The organism is Ignatzschineria larvae DSM 13226, assembly GCF_038500265.1.
Classification (GTDB): Bacteria; Pseudomonadota; Gammaproteobacteria; order Cardiobacteriales; family Wohlfahrtiimonadaceae; genus Ignatzschineria; species Ignatzschineria larvae.
Map to the genome: position 1 here is coordinate 720,316 of NZ_CP150637.1, position 21,958 is coordinate 742,273.

The 21,958-nt window shown below is 40.2% G+C and carries 21 protein-coding genes and 2 tRNA genes; 14 read left to right on the forward strand and 9 right to left on the reverse strand.

Annotated features, from left to right (window positions below; genetic code table 11):
- Window positions 1–98 precede the first annotated feature (98 nt).
- From pckA to WMO13_RS03145, 9 genes are all read right to left on the reverse strand, one after another.
- Window positions 99–1,709 (reverse strand): phosphoenolpyruvate carboxykinase (ATP), encoded by a 1,611-nt coding sequence (gene pckA / locus WMO13_RS03105; protein WP_026878274.1) that lies wholly within the window; start codon window positions 1,707–1,709, stop codon window positions 99–101.
- A gap of 105 nt (window positions 1,710–1,814) precedes the next feature.
- Complete coding sequence (locus WMO13_RS03110; RefSeq protein WP_034855190.1) at window positions 1,815–2,987, reverse strand: D-alanyl-D-alanine carboxypeptidase family protein; 1,173 nt, start codon at window positions 2,985–2,987, stop codon at window positions 1,815–1,817.
- 14 nt (window positions 2,988–3,001) lie between these two features.
- Window positions 3,002–4,150, reverse strand: a complete 1,149-nt coding sequence (locus WMO13_RS03115) for a septal ring lytic transglycosylase RlpA family protein (RefSeq protein ID WP_051396061.1) — start codon at window positions 4,148–4,150, stop codon at window positions 3,002–3,004.
- Window positions 4,151–4,152: 2 nt separating this feature from the next.
- The gene (mltB, locus tag WMO13_RS03120) at window positions 4,153–5,250 is read right to left on the reverse strand and encodes a lytic murein transglycosylase B (protein WP_026878276.1); all 1,098 of its coding nucleotides are present in this window, start codon (window positions 5,248–5,250) and stop codon (window positions 4,153–4,155) included.
- Window positions 5,247–6,383 (reverse strand): rod shape-determining protein RodA, encoded by a 1,137-nt coding sequence (gene rodA, locus WMO13_RS03125; protein ID WP_051396063.1) that lies wholly within the window; start codon window positions 6,381–6,383, stop codon window positions 5,247–5,249. Before rodA ends, mltB begins: the two co-directional genes overlap by 4 nt.
- A complete protein-coding gene (mrdA, locus tag WMO13_RS03130; protein WP_051396064.1) occupies window positions 6,373–8,514 on the reverse strand; it encodes a penicillin-binding protein 2 in 2,142 nt (713 codons plus the stop codon). Before mrdA ends, rodA begins: the two co-directional genes overlap by 11 nt.
- A 6-nt stretch (window positions 8,515–8,520) precedes the next feature.
- Window positions 8,521–9,009 (reverse strand): rod shape-determining protein MreD, encoded by a 489-nt coding sequence (gene mreD, locus WMO13_RS03135; RefSeq protein ID WP_026878278.1) that lies wholly within the window; start codon window positions 9,007–9,009, stop codon window positions 8,521–8,523.
- Window positions 8,999–9,856, reverse strand: coding sequence for a rod shape-determining protein MreC (mreC, locus tag WMO13_RS03140; RefSeq protein WP_051396065.1), 858 nt, complete (start codon window positions 9,854–9,856; stop codon window positions 8,999–9,001). Before mreC ends, mreD begins: the two co-directional genes overlap by 11 nt.
- A 160-nt stretch (window positions 9,857–10,016) precedes the next feature.
- On the reverse strand, window positions 10,017–11,066 hold the full coding sequence (locus WMO13_RS03145) for a rod shape-determining protein (RefSeq protein ID WP_026878280.1): 1,050 nt from the start codon (window positions 11,064–11,066) through the stop codon (window positions 10,017–10,019).
- A 194-nt stretch (window positions 11,067–11,260) separates the two neighbouring features.
- Here WMO13_RS03145 and tpiA point away from each other — a divergent pair, with 194 nt between their 5' ends.
- The 14 genes from tpiA to WMO13_RS03215 all read left to right on the forward strand — a co-directional run bounded on the left by tpiA (window position 11,261) and on the right by WMO13_RS03215 (window position 21,924).
- Window positions 11,261–12,010, forward strand: coding sequence for a triose-phosphate isomerase (gene tpiA, locus WMO13_RS03150; RefSeq protein ID WP_026878281.1), 750 nt, complete (start codon window positions 11,261–11,263; stop codon window positions 12,008–12,010).
- A 21-nt stretch (window positions 12,011–12,031) separates the two neighbouring features.
- The gene (gene secG / locus WMO13_RS03155; protein ID WP_026878282.1) at window positions 12,032–12,355 is read left to right on the forward strand and encodes a preprotein translocase subunit SecG; all 324 of its coding nucleotides are present in this window, start codon (window positions 12,032–12,034) and stop codon (window positions 12,353–12,355) included.
- Between the two features lie 16 nt (window positions 12,356–12,371).
- Window positions 12,372–12,456 (forward strand) — tRNA-Leu (locus WMO13_RS03160).
- A gap of 434 nt (window positions 12,457–12,890) precedes the next feature.
- Window positions 12,891–12,975: transfer RNA gene (locus WMO13_RS03165), tRNA-Leu, on the forward strand.
- 218 nt (window positions 12,976–13,193) lie between these two features.
- Window positions 13,194–14,237 carry a type II secretion system F family protein gene (locus WMO13_RS03170; RefSeq protein ID WP_026878283.1) on the forward strand — a complete coding sequence of 348 codons (1,044 nt, stop codon included), beginning with the start codon at window positions 13,194–13,196 and terminating at the stop codon, window positions 14,235–14,237.
- Between the two features lie 5 nt (window positions 14,238–14,242).
- Window positions 14,243–15,019: a prepilin peptidase gene (locus WMO13_RS03175; protein ID WP_026878284.1), complete on the forward strand. Its 777-nt coding sequence runs from the start codon at window positions 14,243–14,245 to the stop codon at window positions 15,017–15,019.
- A gap of 27 nt (window positions 15,020–15,046) precedes the next feature.
- Complete coding sequence (gene coaE / locus WMO13_RS03180; protein WP_026878285.1) at window positions 15,047–15,664, forward strand: dephospho-CoA kinase; 618 nt, start codon at window positions 15,047–15,049, stop codon at window positions 15,662–15,664.
- A 40-nt stretch (window positions 15,665–15,704) separates the two neighbouring features.
- Window positions 15,705–16,421, forward strand: a complete 717-nt coding sequence (zapD, locus tag WMO13_RS03185; protein ID WP_026878286.1) for a cell division protein ZapD — start codon at window positions 15,705–15,707, stop codon at window positions 16,419–16,421.
- A 276-nt stretch (window positions 16,422–16,697) separates the two neighbouring features.
- On the forward strand, window positions 16,698–17,432 hold the full coding sequence (gene fabG, locus WMO13_RS03190) for a 3-oxoacyl-ACP reductase FabG (protein ID WP_026878287.1): 735 nt from the start codon (window positions 16,698–16,700) through the stop codon (window positions 17,430–17,432).
- Between the two features lie 122 nt (window positions 17,433–17,554).
- Window positions 17,555–17,788, forward strand: a complete 234-nt coding sequence (gene acpP / locus WMO13_RS03195) for an acyl carrier protein (protein WP_026878288.1) — start codon at window positions 17,555–17,557, stop codon at window positions 17,786–17,788.
- Window positions 17,789–17,938: 150 nt separating this feature from the next.
- Window positions 17,939–19,183 carry a beta-ketoacyl-ACP synthase II gene (fabF, locus tag WMO13_RS03200; protein ID WP_026878289.1) on the forward strand — a complete coding sequence of 415 codons (1,245 nt, stop codon included), beginning with the start codon at window positions 17,939–17,941 and terminating at the stop codon, window positions 19,181–19,183.
- Window positions 19,183–20,250 (forward strand): endolytic transglycosylase MltG, encoded by a 1,068-nt coding sequence (mltG, locus tag WMO13_RS03205; RefSeq protein ID WP_051396066.1) that lies wholly within the window; start codon window positions 19,183–19,185, stop codon window positions 20,248–20,250. The genes fabF and mltG overlap by 1 nt, the downstream gene beginning before the upstream one ends.
- Before the next feature lie 61 nt (window positions 20,251–20,311).
- Window positions 20,312–20,959 (forward strand): dTMP kinase, encoded by a 648-nt coding sequence (gene tmk / locus WMO13_RS03210; RefSeq protein ID WP_034855194.1) that lies wholly within the window; start codon window positions 20,312–20,314, stop codon window positions 20,957–20,959.
- On the forward strand, window positions 20,956–21,924 hold the full coding sequence (locus WMO13_RS03215; protein ID WP_051396067.1) for a DNA polymerase III subunit delta': 969 nt from the start codon (window positions 20,956–20,958) through the stop codon (window positions 21,922–21,924). Before tmk ends, WMO13_RS03215 begins: the two co-directional genes overlap by 4 nt.
- The last annotated feature ends 34 nt before the right edge of the window (window positions 21,925–21,958 follow it).

Here is a 21,958-nt window from a genome sequence, read left to right on the forward strand (position 1 = left end):
TTGTTGGGATTTTCTATTTCCATCTAATGATTTCAGTTTAATCACTAAAATCATCACTTAGGTTTGATGGATTCGCTTTCCTCTTGGTCTTGAGTGGCCTATTTTTTAGGGCCAACTTTTGCTAATTCAGCACCGAGTTCGGTATCTGTGTATTGGTCAAAGTTTTTCTCAAAGAGACCAGCAAGGTTTTCTGCTTTAGCCTGCCATTGTGCTTTATCAGCATAAGTATTGCGAGGATCTAATAATGTGCTATCAACGCCAGTTACTGCTTTAGGCACATCAAGATTGAAAACAGGGATTGTTTCTGTTTCAGTTTGATCGATTTCGCCGCTTAAAATTGCGTTGATGATATTACGAGTATCTTTCAGTGAGATACGTTTGCCAGTACCATTCCAACCAGTATTGACGAGGTAAGCTGTTGCGCCAGATTCTTCCATACGTTTGACTAATACTTCCGCATATTTTGTTGGGTGAAGTAGAAGAAATGCTGCGCCAAAACAAGCTGAGAATGTTGGCGTTGGCTCAGTAATACCACGTTCAGTACCTGCTAATTTAGAGGTAAAGCCTGAAAGGAAGTAGTATTGCATCTGCTCAGGCGTTAATTTAGATACAGGTGGAATCACACCGAATGCATCTGCAGTTAAGAAGATTACTTTCTTCGCAGGACCCGCTTTAGAGATAGGTTCTACGATGTTATCGATATGGTAAATTGGGTAAGAGACACGAGTATTCTCAGTTTTTGATCCATCTGCGAAGTCTACAGAACCATCTTCTTTAATCACGACATTTTCAAGAAGCGCATCACGACGGATTGCACCATAGATTTCAGGCTCATGTTCTTGTGAAAGGTTGATTGTTTTGGCATAGCAACCGCCTTCAAAGTTAAATACACCGTCATCATCCCAACCATGTTCATCATCCCCAATTAATTGACGATTTGGGTCAGTTGAAAGCGTTGTTTTACCTGTACCTGAAAGGCCAAAGAAGATAGCCGTTTCACCATCTTTACCGACGTTTGCAGAGCAGTGCATTGAAGCAATGCCTTTCAATGGTAAGAGGTAATTCATCACAGAGAAGAGACCTTTTTTCATCTCGCCGCCGTACCAAGTACCGCCAATTAATTGCATATTTTCGGTCAGGTTAAAGGCCACAAAAGTCTCTGAGTTTAAACCCATCTCTTTATAGTTTTTATTGGATGTTTTGGCACCATTTAATACGGTGAAATCAGGTTTAAAGTTTTTGAGTTCTTCTTCTGTTGGGCGAATAAACATGTTTTTCACAAAGTGTGCTTGCCATGCTACTTCTGTTACGAAGCGAACACTTAAACGTGTTTCAGCATTTGCACCACAGAAACCATCCACAACAAAAAGACGTTTACCATCTAACTCTTTGAGTACGAGTGTTTTAAGCTCATTCCAGATCTCTTGAGTAATGGGCTTATTGTCATTTTTACCTTTACCTGAATCTGCCCACCATACCGTATTTTCTGTAGTGGCATCGCGAACAATATATTTGTCCTTAGGAGAACGGCCTGTATAGATACCTGTATCTACTCCTACAGCGCCAAGATTAGTGACAGTACCTTTATCATAGCCTGTAAGGCTTGGATCAGTCTCTTCTTGAAAGAGTACTTCATAACTTGGGTTATATAATACTTCAGCTGCGGTAATACCTTGAGCTTTTAGATCGTCAATAATCTGTTGTGACATGTCTCGTTTCCTAAAAATTTAAGTCAAAAAATAAACGCGCACCATTTGGCGTGAGAAGTATCATATCTAATAAACTACAAAATTACTACAAAAAATTGTCTAAATTTAGAGCGCTTCTTTGAAGTTGTTGATTCTATTGTTAAGTTTCATTAAAAAGCTGGACCATAAACGATGAAAAATCCCTACTTTTTCTACATTCTCAAGGGCTACTACAGGAAAGCTATAGAGCATGTGATTGTCGATGTAAAACTCAAGATTTCCTACTTGCTCACCTTGTGAAATAGGCGCTTCAAGACCAGGATTTACTTGGATTTGCGCTTTTAGGTTATTGTATTGGATCTTAGGAAGAGTCGCAGTAATACTATCTGCAACGCCTACAGGGACTGTTTTATCGATACCATGAAGAACGTTGGCACGTGCAATAATTTGGCCGGCATCATAGATTTTTTTCCGATCAAAATTTTGGAATGCAAAGTTGATCAGTTCCCGAGAAACACGTTGACGGTAAGCTTCGCTATCTGCCCCCATTACAACAACAATAATCCTAAATCCATTACGTTCAGCGCTCGAAGCTAACCCATAGCCCGCGCTCTCAGTATGACCCGTTTTGATGCCATCGACGGTTGGATCTTCGTAGAGTAATGTATTGCGGTTTTTCTGAGAAATATTGTTCCAAGTAAAACTCTTTTGAGAATAATATTTGTAATGATCCGGGAAGTTTTTAATGAGTGCACGAGAAAGTAGAGCAAGGTCATATGCTGTCGTTAAGTGCTCAGGATCAGGTAAACCACTGGCATTTTTAAAGTGGCTATTTTTCATACCAATTTCGGCGGCTTTCTCATTCATGACTTCGGCAAAAGCCTCTTCTGTCATATAGGTATGCTCTGCAAGCGCGACCGCAGCATCGTTACCTGATTGTACGATTAGACCTTGGAGTAAGTTCTCAACCGATACTAATGACCCCTCTTCAACAAACATTCTCGAACCCGGCATACGACGAGATTTTGGAGAGATTAAGACATTGTCTGTTTTGTGGATTTTGCCTTTTTTAATCGCATCGGCGACAACATAATCTGTCATCACTTTAGTAATACTGGCAGGTTCAAATTGTGTCTGGCTATTGGCTTCCGCCAGGATTGCTCCTGTATCGTAATCCATAATAACCCAGGATTTCACCGCATATTGCGGTAACTGTAATGTATTACTAGGGGATTGTGCCATGCTGATCGTCATTGACGATACGGCGATAGCGCAAAATGTCAGAATTTTTTTAAACATATTTCTTTTCATCTCTAAAAATAGCTAATAGTTGATTTAACAGGTAAAGTTGCAGCGATATTTTCCGCTTCGCTTGCATGGCTATATTGACCGACATAGACCTTATAAAGTCCACCATGATACTGCAATTTCACAGGATATGGCAGTTGATTTGTCATGTTCTGTTGAAAGTTGCGCGCATTACTCTCGCTACTAAAGGAACCTAATTGAATATGATATTGTGGCAGTGAACTACTTGGCAATACCCGATCAATTGCGGTATTTTCGCTCGTAGGTGGCGAGTCAAAGAATTGTTGCTCGATTACTACAACATTATTAGGTTGATTTAATGTGGAACTTGATGCGCTGTTTGATGGAGTAGGGAATGAGACGGGGCTGTTATTCTCATAAGTGGTATTACCATAAGCGGTCGTATTCATGGGAGTAGGCGATTGATTTTGTGCAAGATCAGCCCACGTTTCAAGATCTGAGAATGGTTCTTTGAGCGAGGCTTCAATCGCTTTATCATTTTGCGCTTCAGGCGTAGAGACGACAACCACTTTATTGACAGCATCTTTATTGGCAGTATTCGTAGTGTTTCCTGATTGCGCACGCTTTGCCGGAGGACCTTTCTTATCAGCAGCAGGTTTCTTACTTGGATCTAAATATTGGTGTGGTGAAAGTGCTTCAACAATTACTGGCGCGGTTCCTTTTTGATCAACGCCTAATACTTTTGCCGCGGCATAAGAGAGATCGATAATCCGTCCCTTCACAAAAGGCCCACGATCATTGACCATGACCGTGATACTTTTGTTATTTTCTAGGTTTTTGACCGTCACAAAACTTGGGATAGGGAGCGTCTTATGGGCTGCTGTATAGGCATGCATATCATAGGTATCGCCACTAGAAGTCCGTTTTCCATGAAACTTATCACCATACCAAGAGGCAATGCCTTTCTCTTTATAGCCTTTGGTGGTGGGTAATAGATGATAAGTCTTACCGAAGACAACATAGCTCGCAGGGTTACCACTTTTACTCAGTGGTAATGCTTTCGGAGTAGCGCCAATGCCACTATGTTTGGCTTCAGAGCTATTCTTTGAGGCGCAACTTGCAATAATGAGGCAAGAGAGAGCGATCAGTAGTAACCCTTTATATCCTTTCAAATGGTTTTTGAGCTCTAACATTGTTAGCGGACTCCTCGTTTAATCGCCTCAGAGACTTGATAAACGGCTAAAGCATAGAGTTTTGAATGATTATAGCGCGTGATTGCATAGAAGTTCTGATAGCCTAACCACCATTCATCTACCTTTGGATTGCTCGTGACTTCAAATTCAAAAAGGGTCACTTTTGCCGAAGGATCTGCATTGGTGATGACACCTGCTTGTTTGAGCTGTGCTACCGTCTCTTTCGGCGGTGTTAAGCGACCTGTCTGTTTAAGTGCTTGATAAGCGTTGTTAGTTGGGCTGACTGAAACTTGCTCAGCGATCTTGCCACCTCTTACCCAACCACTTTTCATGAGGTAATTGCCAACTGAACCAATGGCATCCACTGGATTATTCCAAAGATCCCGATGGCCATCGCCATCAAAATCTACGGCATAAGCAAGATAACTTGAAGGCATAAATTGTGGATAACCCATAGCGCCGGCATATGAGCCTTTATAGCTCATAGGATCGCCCCCATTTTCTGCAAGAATGTTAAAGAAGTTTGCTAATTCTTTAGAGAAATAATCGGCTCGGCGTGGATAATCAAAGGCAAGCGTAGAGAGCGCATCGACGACTTTCCATGAGCCTTTATTTTGACCATAGCCTGTTTCAACGCCAATAATGGCTGCAATGACAAAACGATCAACACCGTACACTGCTTCTGCTCGGGCAAAGGCATCTTCATATTGATTATAGAATTTAATACCATCATTAATGCGTTTTTCAGTCATAAAGATCGGGCGATAACGTCCCCAATTCATTACACCTTCTGCAGGGCGATTCATCGCTTCTACAATTTTAGGCTGTAGTGTTGTATGGTTGAGAATATCAGTCATCCATTTTGCATCAAGATTATTTTCACGGCTTGTTTTAGCAATAAATGCTTTAACATCAGCGCGTGCAGCTAAATTCGTTTTAGGATAGCTCTCTAAGCTTTTCGGCGGAGCAGGTTGCGTTACGGACGTATAAGCATTGTTACTCTTATTTGATTGTGTCAAGTTTCCTTTTGAATCACTTGCACAAGCGGTCAGAGAGAGTGCGCTGACTAAGGTGAACGTTAATAGTGATAATCTCATCATTGAATCCTTTTCGTAATTGAAGCCGGGTGAGAATAGATGTTCATTAAGATACCAAATGAAACAAAGAGTGTCATGATTGCGGTACCCCCATAACTTACAAAAGGTAAGGGTACACCGACAACAGGTAAAATGCCACTCACCATCCCTGTATTAACAAAGACATAGAAGAAGAATACTAGGCAAATAGCACCGCCGACTAATTGAAAATAACTATCTCGCGCATGAAGCGCAATATAGAGTCCACGCCAGATAATCAAAAGATAGACGATAATTAGAAATGAAGTACCGATTAAGCCAAATTCTTCACCTATGATGGCATAAATAAAGTCTGTCGTCGCTTCAGGTAAAAATTGCAATGAGACTTGGGTACTATTTTGCCAGCCTTTGCCATAAATACCCCCTGAGCCGATTGCAATTTTAGACTGAATAATCTGATACCCTTTACCAAGCGGGTCGCTTTCTGGGTTTAAGAAGGTAATCACCCGATCTTTTTGATACTCTTTCATACCAAAAAACCACATCGAAGGAATAGCAATAGCCACAGAAACAATCGCAATAAAGATATAGCGCCATTGAATGCCGGCAAGAAAGAGCGCCGCTAATCCTGAAAAGAGAATAATGAGTGCAGTTCCTAAGTCTGGTTGCATAAAGATCAGTGCAAATGGAATACCGATAAGAATGAGAGATCCTACAATATTAATAAGCTTAGGGGGTAAATTCGTTTTATGAAGATAGTAGGCAACCATCATCGGGACCGCTAATTTGGCGATCTCTGAGGGTTGAAATCGAATCACTTTAAGATCAATCCAGCGATGTGCGCCATTGGCTTCTACGCCGATAAAAATAACAGCGGTCAGTAAGAGTAGCGCAAAGATATAGAAGAGTGGCGTGAGCTGTTTAATACGTTCAGGCGGAATAAAGGCAATGATAATCATCAACACAAAGCCTCCACCGATTTTTAGGGCTTGTGAAGTGACATAGGCCATATTATGGTTCGAGGCGCTATAGAGCACAAGAATGCTAAAAAGTGTCAACATCGAGATCAGGAAGGTTAAAACTGTATCAAGATGGAAGAAGGTGAGCAGCCCTTTTGGCTTCACCTCTTCAGTATGATACAACTCTTCATATTTCATGTTCTCTCCTCTCGGTTTCGATCCGAATTAAGCCATTTAATTCTGTTGATCTTGGACGATCATCTTTTCCAAGGCGAATATTCATCAATGACTTAACACTTTTCTCTTTATCTGATTCTGGTGTTTGATCTATTTGTGATGGCGGATTATAGAGATCTAGCTCTTGGTAAGGGGTGGATTCTAATTGTAAAACAGGCAAGAAGAGTTCACTATTATTACTTTGCAAAATAGCATTCTCTTCAGCTTGAAATTTATCTAAAACTTCAATGGCATAAGGTGTATTAAAATCTTTAATCCAAGCATCGATGACTTTCTGTGCCATCGGTGCCGCAACGCGTGACCCCGACCCACCATTTTCAACAATCACCGCAACTGCAATTTTAGGATCTTTTGCCGGAGCAAAGGCAACATACCAAGCGTGATCATGATGCCGGCGATCGAGGTTTTTAGCATCATATTTTGCGCCTTGTGCGATCGTTTTAACCTGTGCGGTTCCTGTTTTTCCGGCAGTTAAATAATCGTTGGATTTAGTTGCGCGTGCTGTACCTCGTGCACCATGGACAACGGAGATCATTCCATCGATAACTGTATCCCAATATCGTTCATCTTTAAGTATAATGGGCTTGATAGGTGTAGGTTCAATGAAGTTTTTCTCTGTTTCAGTCGGTGAAGCAATAGCGCCTAAAATATGAGGTTCAAATGCTCTACCATGCATGCTAACAATCGTTGTAGCTTGTGCTATTTGAAGAGGTGTTGTAAGCCAGTAACTTTGACCGATTCCAGCGGTAATTGTATCGCCGGTGTACCAAGGTTGTTTAAAGCGTTGGCGTTTATATTCGGGTGTTGGTGCGACGCCGCTCGATTCGCCTAAAAGATCGATATTAGTTTTAGTTCCTAATGCAAAAGGAGCGAGGAAGTCTGTTAGGGTATTAATACCCATGTTGTAGGCAAGTTCATAGAAATAGACATCACAAGAACGCTCAAGTGCTTTACGAAGATCAGAAGGACCATAGTAACCCATATCCCGGAATTTGTGGTTATTTCCAGGAACAGAGAAGTAGCCTTTGCAATTAATAATGGTTTTATCAGTGATAAAGTCATTCTCAAGGCCGGCAAGTCCAATTTGTGGTTTGATGACCGAACCTGGTGGATAGAGTCCTTGCATAACTCGATTCAGAAATGGAGTCGAAGGATCTGTATTGAGTGCATTGAAATCATCGTGACTGATGCCATCAACAAAGAGATTAGGATCATAAGTAGGCTTAGATACGAAGGCTAAAATATCCCCTGTTTGTGGATCAATCGCGACAATTGCACCATCATAATCTTCCAATACTTCTTCGGCAATGACTTGTAATCGTAGGTCAATGGTGAGATAGATATTTTGCCCAGGAACCGGCGATACTTCACTAATTTTCCGTACTGTTCTGCCAGATGAGCTCGCCTCAACCGTCTCAAAACCCATTGAACCTCTGAGAATATTCTCAAAGCTCTTTTCGGCGCCTCGTTTCCCCATATGTGTAATACCATTGTATTCATGCTCTAAGCTTTGCGCCTCAATTTCGCGAATATCCCGAGGGTCGATACGTCCTACATAACCGATCGCATGTACTGCTCGACTTTTGTAGGGGTAAGTTCGCACTAGGTCTGCTTGTAGATGAACACCGCCTAGTTTATGAAGATTGATTGCAATGAGGGCAGATTCCTCTTCGGTTAAACCTTTTTTGAGTACTACACTCTCTTGCCTATTAGCACGACGAAGTGCTTTCTCAAACTGTTTAAGTTCATTCTCACTTAAAGGAATAAGCGCCTTTACCTTTTCTACTAACTCATCAAGTGGAATCGTAAGATTTTGCCGAATCACTTCAAGATTGTAAGTAGGCACATTGGTTGCTAAGACTTTACCATTACGATCAAAGATCTGCCCACGAGTGGGAGGAAGAGGCAGTAGTTTAATACGATTATCATTTGAACGCGTTGTATAGAGCTCATGTTCAATGACTTGCAGATGAAATAGACGCGCAATAAGGAAGATCAGCCCTATTAAAATTAAAAAAGAGCTAATGATAGCCCGCCCTAAAAAATGCGGGTTACTGTTATTCTGCTTTTTAGGGTTTTTATCTCTTTTCATAACAAACTATTGATCCGTAATGCCAAAAATCTCACATATTTCATTCAAAATAATGTTGAGAATAGGCCAGAAAAGACTTGAAACGATAATAGGCATGATCCAGTGAGTAAAACTTGGAGTTGTGTTACCTAGAACACCATTTACCCAAATTGCAATTAATGATTGGGCAATAAAGACGAGGGGAATTAAGATCGTCTGCTCAGGTAGCGTGAGCGACCTTATTCTGGGAAGGTAGCGTTTAATGAGATAGCAGAGTAGTGTAAAGATAAAACCATGTAAACCCCATACATAGGATTTAGAAATATCTAATAAAAGTCCACTAAACCAAGCCCAGCCAATACTGAAGTGGTAGCGGAGTTTAATAGACCAGAAGAGCATCGTCATCGTTGTCCAGTGGGGGCGGATTGCTTCAAAGAAGGGGGGCATTGAGATAGTATCTAAAACAATCGCGATCCCAAAGGTAATGAGAATAATGAGGCTACGTTTAATCGACATCTTGATTATCCCCATTAGTTAGAATTAATACTTCACGAATACGATCAAGTTTTGCTGTAGGTGTTGCGATAATTTTGGCAAAGTAACCACTTGAATCAAGAGTAATTGATTTGACAATGGCAACTGGATAGCCCTGTGGAAAGCGTTCGTCAAGTCCAGAGGTAACCAATAAATCTCCCACTTTTACATCATCATCGAAAGCAATATTGGTAATTTCGATCTCATTGAGTTTCCCATTACCATTTGCGATTCCCCGAATGCCATTACGGTTAATCTCAATAGGTAAAGAGTGATGAGGGTCTGTTAAGAGAATGACTTTGCTAGAAGAGGGCGAGACAGACACCGTTTGACCTACGATGCCAAGATTATTAAGAACTGGGAAATTCTCTTTAACACCTTGGTTTGCACCTTGATTCAAAAGTACTATGTGACGATAAGGGTCGGAGCTAATATTGATAAGCTCGGCAATGATAGTGGTATGTTCTAATTTAGAAGAGGATTGCAATAATAGCCGTAATCGACGATTTTCAGCGGTTAATGCGGCCATTTGTTGAGTTTCATATGCAAGATAGAGTTCTTTCTCTTCCAAAGTTTCAATACGTTGAAGCAGTTTCTCTTTTTCAGTGTACCAATCGCGAAAAGTATTGAGTGCTTTAGCGGGTGATTCCGCAATCAGTGAGAGGGGGTGAATAATCTCTTCAAGATAATATTTCGGTAAACGTAGATAATCGGTTCTATGATCGAAGAACATCAGCACAATCGAAAAAAGGCAGAAGAGTACGGCCTTTCCTTTCAATCCAAAGGCATGAAAATCAAATTGTGTTTGACCTTTTTCTTTTTTATCCATGGATTTACGATTGATTGAAGGATTAAGAGGATCAGCAATAAACGTTTATCACTGTAATATCAATATTAACGAAGATTATTTTGCCGAAATGTTAGTGTATAAGCACTATAACAGTGTGAGTTTGAGTATTCAGTCAAACTCACCTTGTCATAATTGCAAGTTATTCAAGTCCGAAAGCATTGCTACCATACATTCCTTGGAGCTCTAATGCTTTACCGCCTCCGCGAACAACACAGGTAAGCGGATCATCTGCGATAATAGCATCAAGGCCTGTTTCTTCAGAAATAAGTTGATCAATGTTACGAAGTAGAGCGCCGCCCCCCGTAATGACAATGCCGCGTTCTGAAATATCAGCTGCAAGCTCTGGCGGTGTCGACTCAAGCGCTAATTGAACTGCGCTGACAATTCCTTGTAGAGGCTCCATTAAGGCTTCTAAAATCTCATTTGAAGTGAGTGAGAATGTTCGTGGTAAGCCCTCACTCAAGTTACGGCCACGTACCTGTGTTTCTAAAACTTCAGCTGTTGGGAATGCTGTGCCTATATCATGTTTAATGCGCTCAGCAGTAGGTTCACCAATCAACATACCGTAATTTCGGCGAACATAATTAATAATCGCCTCATCAAATGTATCTCCACCAATTCTGACAGAATTAGCGTAAACAATCCCTGTAAGTGAGATAACCGCTACCTCAGACGTTCCCCCACCAATATCAAGTACCATAGATCCTGTTGCTTCATGTACAGGAATACCGGCACCTAAGGCCGCAGCCATGGGTTCAGGGATAAGACGTGCTGCCAATGCGCCAGCACTTTCAGCTGCTTCTTTAATTGCGCGACGTTCAACATGTGTAGCGCCTGAAGGTACACAAACGATGACGCGCGGATTAGGCCGACCTAAGAAGAAGTTACGTTTTAAAACTTGGTTAATGAAGTTTTCTAACATAATTTCTGTTTTAGGTAGGTCTGCGATAACGCCATCCTTCAGTGGGCGCGTAGTCTCAATAGTATCGGGCGCTCTACCTAACATCAATTTCGCTTCTTGCCCAACGGCTGAGAGGCGAGGTCTACCTGTTTTAGGATCGCGCTCAATGGCCACTACAGATGGTTGATTGAGAACGATTCCTTGGCCACGCATATAGATCAATGTATTTGCTGTACCAAGATCAATTGAAAGATCGCGGGAAAAAAAAGATTTCAAACGTTTTGGGATCATATTTATGTACTCAATGAAAAATCAGTTATCGTGTTATCACTACCAAATAAAATTGCAAAAGTAGGCAGACCTAGGAAAATAAGGTACGATTATAGCAATTAATGGCATTCAATGATTAAATATTTGGTAAATTTTTATTTTTTATGCTGTATTTTACGATGTTGTATTCATGTAATTTGAAGGAGTAGAAGATGAGTCAAAAAAGACGCTTTGTCGCAGGAAACTGGAAGATGAATGGTAGTTTGGCTACTAATCGCGCGTTGCTTAATGATTTAAGTGATTCGCTAAAAGATGCGACTGCTGATGTGGTTGTGTTTCCACCGTCAATCTATTTACAACAAGTAAGTACAATTTTAGAAGATAGTAATATTAAAGTAGGCGTACAAAATATCTCACCTGAACCTAAAGGTGCTTTTACAGGTGAGATTTCACTTGCAATGGTCAAAGAGTTTGGTTGTGAATATGTGTTAATTGGTCACTCTGAACGCCGTACTCTTTTTGGAGAAACGGATGCCGATGTGGCGTGTAAAATGAAAGCGACAGTTGAGGCTGGATTGACCCCTGTTATCTGTGTGGGTGAAACACTTTCAGAAAGAGAGAATGGTCAGACCGAAGCCGTCATTGCCTCTCAGCTTATCACTGTAATTGATGCTATTGGTATTGAAGCGTTTACTAACGCCATTATTGCTTATGAGCCAGTATGGGCAATTGGCACAGGTAAGACCGCAACGCCAGAAGAAGCGAATGCAGTTCATGATTTTATTCACTGTACATTAATGAAATACAGTGATAAAATTTGCGATCTAGTGAGAGTTGTGTACGGTGGAAGTGTGAATGCTTCAAATGTCGAATCTCTCTTTGTTAAAGAAAATATTGATGGCGCGCTAGTAGGTGGTGCATCGTTAGAGGCTGAAGGATTTACAAAAATCGCTTTAGCATAATTGCAAATTAAGGTAGAGAAGATGTTTCAGAATCTAATTTATGTTTTTCATGTAGTGGTATGTCTTATTATTATTGGTCTTGTGCTTGTACAACAAGGAAAAGGTGCTAATATTGGGGCATCATTTGGGCAAGGCGCATCAGGTACAGTATTTGGTGCCGCAGGTAAAGCTAATTTCCTTGCGAGAATGACCAAATGGATGGTTGTACTATTTTTTATCACGAGTCTTGTAATGATGTTTAACTCTGGTAAGATTACCGCTAGCAAAAGTGTGATTGATTCGTTACCTGTTCAGCAAGTCCCTATGATTGGTGGACAGACTTCAACAACTTCTCAACCACAATAATCTGCAACAGTTTATTGCCGGCGTGGTGGAATTGGTAGACACGCTACCTTGAGGTGGTAGTGCGTAACTGCGTCCCAGTTCAAATCTGGGCGTCGGTACCATATAAAAGCTCTAGTATGTTAAGTACTAGAGCTTTTTCTATTGAGAAATTTGGTGAAGCTTCAATTTGGATAATGAAATTATGGTCAATTTGGTTTAAGAAAAATGTTTTTTAACAGCTATTGTGGGGTTTTAAAAGAACATAAAACCTGACTTACCAACACTTACAAGATGCCGGATAGAACGGCTTCCTGACTTCTTACAACTGATGCGCCGGCCTTTAAATAAGCTTATTTTGAACCGATATTACTATAGTACTTGGTAATATAACTGATATAGAGATATGTAATGAGATGAAAGAGATACGTATTTATAGGGATATTGTAGAAGAAAAATGCTGTTTATTTTTTGCCCATACAATTGCTTTTTTCTAGGGAGAAGATATAATCTTTTTCTTAATTCAAGAAGTAGTTTATATTTTGAATTGAGTTAAAATGCCGGCGTGGTGGAATTGGTAGACACGCTACCTTGAGGTGGTAGTGCGTAACTGCGTCCCAGTTCAAATCTGGGCGTCGGTACCAAATATAAAACCTAGTAGAGAAATCTACTAGGTTTTTTGCATTTCTAATATTTCATTATGTCGTATAAGAATAAAGCTTAAAGCAAAAACTATGGTTTGTTAAGTGTATAGATGTTTTAAGTTTATAGAGATTGAACTTCCCACATTTAGTTATTGCTCACTATATTTCCTTTACTTATTAGATAATCTGTCTCTTGTGATTTTCGTGAGGATATTAGGATGGTGCGATTAAAACGGGAAGAACAACTATTTTTAATGGAACAACTCGCATTATTGTTAGGTGCAGGTGTGGCCATTATTTCTGCTGTGCAGCTACTTCAAAGAATGGCATCTCGTCGAGGGTTTCGGAGGTTTCTTGAGAAATCAGAAGTTCAAATTAAATCTGGATCACCTTTATCAGAGGCTTTTGCGAATATCAAAGGAGTTCCTAAACTCTATATCGCATTAATGCAGGTAGGGGAGAGTGCAGGGAAATTGCCGATGTTACTATCTCATGTCGTGACAATTGAAAAAGAACGACAAGCGACGGTTCGATCTATTAAAAAAGCTCTGTTATATCCTCTCATGATCTTTGTGGTAGCAATACTGGTGCTGTTATTTATATTAATTGCTGTGGTGCCCACATTTGAATCACTCTATGCTTCTAGTGGTGCCGAACTTCCTTTGTTGACGCAAAATATTATGTCGCTTTCTCAATGGGTCTTATCAGATGCCGGTTTTCGAGGGCTATTGATAATTTTTATTCTGATGGGACTGTTATTGAGGGCTTATCAGAAATCAACTATTTTTCGCTATCAAATAGATCGTTTGAGTTTAAAAGTCCCCTTTTTGCGAGATATTCTTATAGCGAGTTTTAATGCAAGATTTGGTATGGTGATGGCGATTATGATCGCATCAGGTGTCCCGATGATAAAGGGGCTAACGTTATTGAATGCTGGTATTGATAACCGCTATTTACAGAAGCAAGTGGCATTATTGTCACAGCAAATAAGCACAGGGAAGTCGCTCTCTTTTTCGGGTGAGAATTCCCACATATTTACCGATGTGATGTTGACATTGATTGCTGTGGGGGAAATGAGTGGTCAACTTGCACAATCGCTTACCAAAGCAGGTGAATATCATCAAATCATTGTTGAAACTCGTATAACTCGATTTATCGCCTTATTAGACCCTATTGCCTTATTATTTGTAGGCATCATTGTCGGCATTATTCTGATAGCGCTCTATCTTCCGTTATTTAGTATGGGAATGGCAGTAGGGTGATGTTAATGTGCTCAATTGGTACTATTTTGTGGATAGTGCTATTAATTATAATATCACTCATTGCGCCAATCATTGTTTTGGGGATTGTAACTTTCTTTGAAATAAAGCGAGGAGTGATGACCACAGATTTGCCTGATGTTGATCTTATAAGTTCTAATGTATTGTCTATAAGGTGGCGGAACACATTCTTTTATTGGCGTATTAAGTCGCAAAAAGCCACCTATGGATTATTAGCAATAGCTATATTGTTGCTCATGCTTTTATTATTTATTTCCCCGATTTTTACTGTAAGTAAACTTAATGACTACAATTTTGATACTGTATTAGGCGCTTTGAGTTTAATGTTCTATTTTTATACTTTAGTTGCTAGCCTCATATTATTCGATGCGCGTTATTATCTGTTGCCTGATCCTTTGAATTATCTACTTTTATGGAGTGGGGTTGCTGGGGCGCTTTTAGGTATAAGTGTGATCTCGCTTGAAGAATCGATTATTGCAGTAATTGTGGTTTATCTTTTGCTCTTTGGGATTCGGTTGAGTTATCAATGGGCAGGGAAAAAAGATGCGTTAGGCCTTGGGGATTTGAAGTTATCGGCAGCTTTAGCTGCTTGGTGTGGGTTAGAGGGCATTTTTTCAGTACTACTATTTGCCACCTTATTAGCGTTATTATACATAGCATTGAAACAGATTAGGCAAAGGGTAAGGGTGCGAGTAATTCCTTTTGGTCCTTTTCTTGGGATTTCAGGTATAATTCATTACCTCATATTATTTTTGCATGGGTAAGGTTATTAGCCATTCAGGGTATAAAAAATGGATCAATCAAAGAAATATAGCGTTTTATTAACCGGTGGTATTGCAAGTGGAAAAACTGCTATTTCTAATTACTTGGCGCATAAAGGTGCTGAAATTATTGATACAGATCTAATTTCTCGTTCATTAACTGAGGGGAAAAGTGCTGAGAGCCAAATGGTATTACAAGAGATTGTGGCAAATTTTGGCGGTGAGATTCTGACAAAAGAAGGCACACTTGATCGCCGGAAAATGCGTGCGCTGATTTTTGTAGATCAGAAGGCTAAAGTTACATTAGAATCATTATTGCATCGACGAATTCTTGAGATTGTCAAATGTCGATTATCCACGCCTACTTCCGCTTCTTATTATGTAGTCGTTGTGCCGTTAATATCTTCACAATCTCCTTACTTGTCATTATGTGATGAAGTATTAGTAGTTGAGGTGCCTTATGAATTACAATTACAGAGATTGATTGCGCGTGATAATATTGATTTATCATTAGCGCAAAAAATGATTGATTCACAAATTTCAAGGCTAGATAGACGTTTACTAGGGCATTATATTATAGTGAATCAGAATAGATCTTTTGTTGAGCGCATTCTTGATCGACTTCATCAGTATTATGCTGATATGTAGGCGATAAGCGAATTAAATATTGAACTTATTAAGGAAAATAATGATTTACGAGTTTCCATTAACAGAAAGCATCCGACGATTCTTACGTATAGAGATGCTTGTTGAGCAATCCTTAGTCTATATAGAACATGATTCTGAATATAGTACGATTGCAGCCGTGCGAGCACTTTTAGATCTTGTTACTTTAGTATCTAAAAACGATACTAAAATCGAGTTGATTAAACAGCTTGATACAATGATGATTGCGACCGCAAATTCTCTTGAAGATCGGCAAAAAGCAGCTGAGTTAAAAGATATCTTAGGGCGACAATCTTTTCGGGCTTATGATGATATTAAGGAAAATATTTTTTTGAACACGCTCCGTCAACGATTTGTGATTGTCGGTGGGATTTGTGCTTTTGATCTGCCTGTATTACATAATTGGCTCAATATGCCTTTCGAGGTTCGTAAACAGCATTTTTATCAATGGATGAAGGTTATTGATAATATTCTGGATGCCGTTAAATTCGTATTAGCGCATATTCGCAAAAATATTATAGAAGAAGAGTGTGTTTTTAAACATGGTTTTTACTATCGTTCTGTCAAGTGGCGTGCAGCACTATTGCGTATTGATATGACGGGTTATCACTTTTTTCCTGAATTTAGCGGAAATCGTCACCAATTAAGTATTCGTCTAGTAGAGCAAGAGTCTCCGTGGGCGCCACCGAAACAAGTTGATACAGATATTACCTTGAAAGTAGAAATTTGTGGGGTGTAAGTAGAGAAACAGTATCTACTGTTACAATTTTACAATTATTTCTACAATCTAGTTGTTGATAGATTGTGAGTCGAACCTAGTTTGAGATTAAAACTTTATACTGCAAATTCATACTAAAAACTTTAGTATGAGAACCTTTAGTATGAGAACAGTTAAAATATAAAATATTTAATACATTGAAGTAAGTGAGTATAAATAACGCAATACAGGATTTAATGATGTAGTGAAATGTATTGAATGTTTTGCTTATGGGAATTTATTTAAAGAGGAGCATTAATGAATTTAGAAGGGAAAATCGCATTAGTAACAGGCGCAACGCGAGGCATTGGCAGAGCAATTGCAGAAGAACTTGTAGCTGCTGGGGCTTATGTTTTTGGTACAGCGACTTCAGAAAGCGGGGCGAATGCTATTAGTGAATATTTGGGTAATTCAGGTAGAGGATTAGTCTTAAATGTGACTGATTCTGCTAGTATTGAGTCTGTCTTAGAAACAATCGGTGCAGAAAAAGGTGCTGTCGAAATATTGATCAATAATGCCGGTATAACTAAAGATCAGCTTTTAATGCGCATGAAAGATGATGAATGGAATGATGTTATTTTAACCAATTTAACAAGTGTTTATGCACTCTCTAAAGCAGTCTTGCGTCCGATGATGAAAGCGCGTTTTGGTCGAATTATCAATATTACATCTGTTGTTGGTATTACCGGTAATGCGGGTCAAACAAATTATGCAGCTGCAAAAGCAGGTGTGATTGGTTTTACTAAATCAATGGCTAAAGAAGTGGGTTCTCGCGGGATTACCGTAAACTGTGTAGCGCCAGGATTTATTGATACAGATATGACTAAAGATCTACCAGAATCGGTGAAAGAGACATTATTAGCTAATATTCCTATAGGTCGATTAGGTACGCCAAAAGAGGTGGCATCAGCTGTTCGTTTCCTTTCTTCTCTTGACTCAGGTTATATTACAGGCGAAACCATCCATGTGAATGGTGGAATGCTAATGGACTAATTTTTTTTTATTCGTTATAATTGCCAATGTATTAATTTTGGTGAACTGTTAATTCAACAGTCGTTTTTTTAGTACAGAATTGGCAAAGACCATTTTGTTATAATATTTAAGGATTTAAAGTTATGAGCGACATCGAAACACGAGTCAAAAAAGTAATCATGGAACAACTTGATGCGAAAGAAGAACAAGTTGTAAATTCAGCATCTTTCGTTGATGATTTAGGTGCGGATTCACTTGATACTGTTGAGTTAGTAATGGCTCTTGAAGAAGAGTTTGACTGCGATATTCCAGACGAAGAAGCAGAAAAAATTACTACAGTTCAGCAAGCTATCGACTACGTGAATGCTAACTTATAATAGTTGAACTAAGCATTTATCCTATTTTTAGGTTAAATCGAGTTAAAATAGAAGCGACTGTTTAGATCTTTTTAAGCTCTACACAGTCGTTTTTTTATTGAAGATCATATTTAGGATCGCAGATCAGAAAATGTAAAAGGGGAACTTTTAATGAAACGCCGAGTGGTCGTGACAGGTTTAGGAGCTGTAACTCCTGTAGGGAATACGTTTGAAGAATCATGGGGAAATATTTTAGCAGGAAAAAGTGGTGCAGCACCTATCACGCACTTCGATGCCACCGGCTTTCCTGTAACCTTTTCTGCTCCTGTTAAAGATTTTGATATCTCTCCATATATTTCGCCAAGAGATGCTCGACGTCTAAATCTATTTATTCAATATGGCATTGCTGCGGGACTCGATGCGTTTGCAGATTCTGGTATTGCGGTTACATCTGAAAATGCAACCCGTATCGGGGCAATGGTTGGTTCAGGTATTGGTGGTTTACCTGGTATTGAGGAGAGTCACTCGGTTCTATTAGAAAAGGGGCCGGGGAAAGTTAGCCCTTTCTTTGTGCCTGGTTCAATTGTGAATATGGTATCAGGACAGCTATCAATTTTAAAAGGACTTAAAGGGCCCAATATTTCTGCGGTAACGGCTTGTGCTTCAGCAACACATTCAATTGGTCTTGCAGCAAGACTTATTGCTTATGGTGATGCCGATGTTATGCTCGCAGGCGGGGCGGAAATGGCAACAACACCATTAGGTATTGCGGGATTTGCAGCTGCTAGGGCGCTTTCTCGCCGTAATGATAACCCTGAAAAGGCCTCTCGTCCTTGGGATGTTGATCGTGATGGTTTTCTTTTAGGGGATGGTGCAGGTGTATTAGTGCTTGAAGAGTATGAACATGCTAAAGCGCGTGGAGTGCATATCTATGCAGAACTAGTTGGTTTTGGTATGAGCTCGGATGCGTATCATATTACAAGTCCATCGCCCGATGGTGCCGGTGCCGCACAATGTATGGATGCTGCGATTAAGGATGCCGGTATTGAGGCTTCAGAGATTGATTATATTAATGCGCATGGTACTTCTACACCGGTAGGTGATTTGATGGAGCTTGAAGCTGTGAAGCGTACTTTTGGTGAGTCATCTAGTAAAGTTGCGATTAGCTCTACTAAGTCTATGACGGGTCATCTCTTAGGTGCTGCTGGTGGTATTGAAGCAGTATTTTCAATTTTAGCGTTAAGAGACCAGATTATCCCGCCGACTATTAATCTTGAAGCTCCAGAGCCTGTTGCTGCGGAATTTAATATTATTGGTCAAGAACCACAGCCCGCCCCTCTCAATATCGTACTTTCAAACTCCTTTGGCTTTGGTGGTACTAATGGTAGTTTAATCTTTAAGAAGATAGATGAATAATGCGTTTTCTAAGATTTTTATTGTGTTGTTTATTTTCTAAAGTTACCGTTATCCTCTGTTTGGTCATTGTGCTTTGCGGTTTAATCGTTTCGGTAAAGACAATCGGGGCGAATTTACGTACGCCACTTAATTTGCCTGAAGCGGGAATGGTATTAGATATTCGTCCAGGTATGACTATTGAGAGCGTTGTTTTAGTGCTAGAACGCGAAAATGTGCTGCAAAATGGAAATTACCTTAAGTGGTATGCTCGTTTAACAGGAGATGCGAGCAGGCTTAAAGTGGGAGAATATGCCCTTGAACCGATCTTAACTCCTGTTGAACTGCTCTCTATTTTGACGAGTGGGCGTGGTATTCAATATAGTTTTACGATTATTGAAGGTTGGAATTTTGCCCAAGTTCGACAAGCATTAGAAAAATCCCCTTATCTCAAGCAGACACTGAAAGGGCTTAAACCTGATGAGGTCATGGTCGCATTAGGGCTTGAAGGAAAACCATATGAAGGCTATTTTCTGCCTGATACCTATTTCTTTCCCAAAAATTATAGTGATGCAGATCTTCTCAAGAGAAGTTACGAAGCGATGGATAAGGTCTTATCTCAAGCTTGGGAAAAACGGGATGAGAATTTACCAGTGAAAACTCCTCATGAGTTGTTAACTCTTGCCTCAATTGTAGAAAAAGAGAGTGCAATCGCCGAAGAGCGACCTGAAATTGCCGGTGTCTTTGTACGGCGATTGCAAAAAGGAATGCGCCTACAAACAGATCCCACGGTGATCTATGGGTTAGGGGAGCGCTATGCAGGTAATGGGAGAATTTACCGGAGTGATCTGCAGCGAGATACGCCTTACAATACCTATACGAGAGATGGTTTACCACCGACACCGATTGCGATGCCGAGTCGTGAAGCAATTTGGGCAGCAAGCCACCCTAAACCAGGTAAAAGCCTCTATTTTGTGGCAAAAGGATATGTATCGGAAGGGCATCAATTTTCCAATACTTTAGAGGAACATAATAGAGCCGTACGCGCTTACCGGCAGTGGGAAGCGACACAGAAGAAATCATCGCAATAAGTTGGATATCTTGAGTAAGAATTTTCGAACTCTAGTGTTTTTAGTAATTGCAGAGGAATGCATGAAAGGTTGTTTTATCACTTTTGAAGGAACAGAAGGTGCTGGGAAAAGTACACAAATTGCCGAAGCTGCAACATTTTTGCAGAGCCAGGGTTTAGAGGTGATTACAACTCGTGAGCCCGGTGGAACAGCACTTAGTGAACAGATCCGGGTTTTACTACTCGATAAATCACAAACGATGAACCAAATGACGGAGCTTCTGCTCATGTTTGCTGCGCGTGCTGAGCATTTATCGCAAGTGATTCTACCGGCGCTTCAGGCTGGGAAATGGGTGCTCTGTGATCGTTTTACAGAATCGAGTTACGCCTATCAAGGCTATGGTCGCGGGATGCCCTTAGAGAATATTGCAATTCTTGAGCAACTTGTGCAAAAAGATCTGCGCCCTGATTGTACTTTTTGGTTTGATATCCCTGTATTAGAGGGAATGAAACGGGTTAATCGTCGAGGAGATCAAGATCGATTTGAAGTCGAAAATATTACTTTTTTTGAGTCAATCGCAAGGGGTTTTCAAGCATTATCTGAACAGCGTCCCTTACAATTTCATCGTATCGATGCGACTCAATCGATCGAGAAAGTGACAGCGGTGATCGAGAAAAAATTAGATCAACTCATCGCTGTGCAAGCTTCAAAGGGGATTAAAGAAACATGACAACCTCTCAAACCTTAGACTTTAGTCAGCTTCCTTGGTTGTTACAGGATTATCTGCGGTTAATGACTCGTTATCGGCAATCAGATATGACTCCGCCTCAATCTTTACTGCTGTATGGTGAGCGAGGCATTGGCAAATCGATTTTAGTAGATCATCTTGTTGCCGGAATTTTATGTCAATCGATCAGTGAAACTTTGGAGCCTTGTGGGCAATGTCAGAGCTGCCGTTGGCTTGCTTCTGGGTTTCATCCTGATCTTTATACTATAGGTGGGGAGCAAGAGATCAAAGTCGATGAAGTTCGAAAAATTCATCATTTTGCGCAATTAACGCCGGAAACAGGGTGTAAGATTGTTGTGATCAAAGAAGCAGATCGCCTCAATATTAATGCGGCTAATAGTCTTTTAAAGGTCTTAGAGGAACCGCCGGCAGAGCTCTACTTTATTCTAGAGAGTAGTGCTATGGAGCGATTGCCGATTACCGTGAGAAGCCGCTGTCAGAGTGATTATATTGCTTCACCGGATTCGATCGAAGCGCTTCGTTGTCTAGAGCTTATAACGCATGGAACAGTACTGCCGCAAGATCTAACATTATTGCTCGCAATCAGCTTAAATGCACCTTTATCGGCTTTAACATTGCTCCCGAGTTATCAAGAGAAAGGGCGCGATATTATTGCGATTTTAGAATGTCTCTTTGCCGGAGATTTTCGAGAAATTAGTCAGGTCAATGAGCTTGTGACTGCCGAATCACTCACCTTTGCTTTACTCTTTTTTGTGATGATTGCTTCGCTTGATCTTTATCGCGGAGAGATTCCTGTGGAGTTGCAAGCGATAGTTCAATCAGTTAAGCAATTTCCGGCACAAAAGCGATTAACACAATATGAGCAGTTAGTAGAGATCAATCGTGCAAGAACCACGCAAACACGCACCGCATGGGCACTTGAAGCGTGGTTCATTAATTACTCTTAATTTTTTAATATTTCTCAATCTCTTTTAAGTTGTT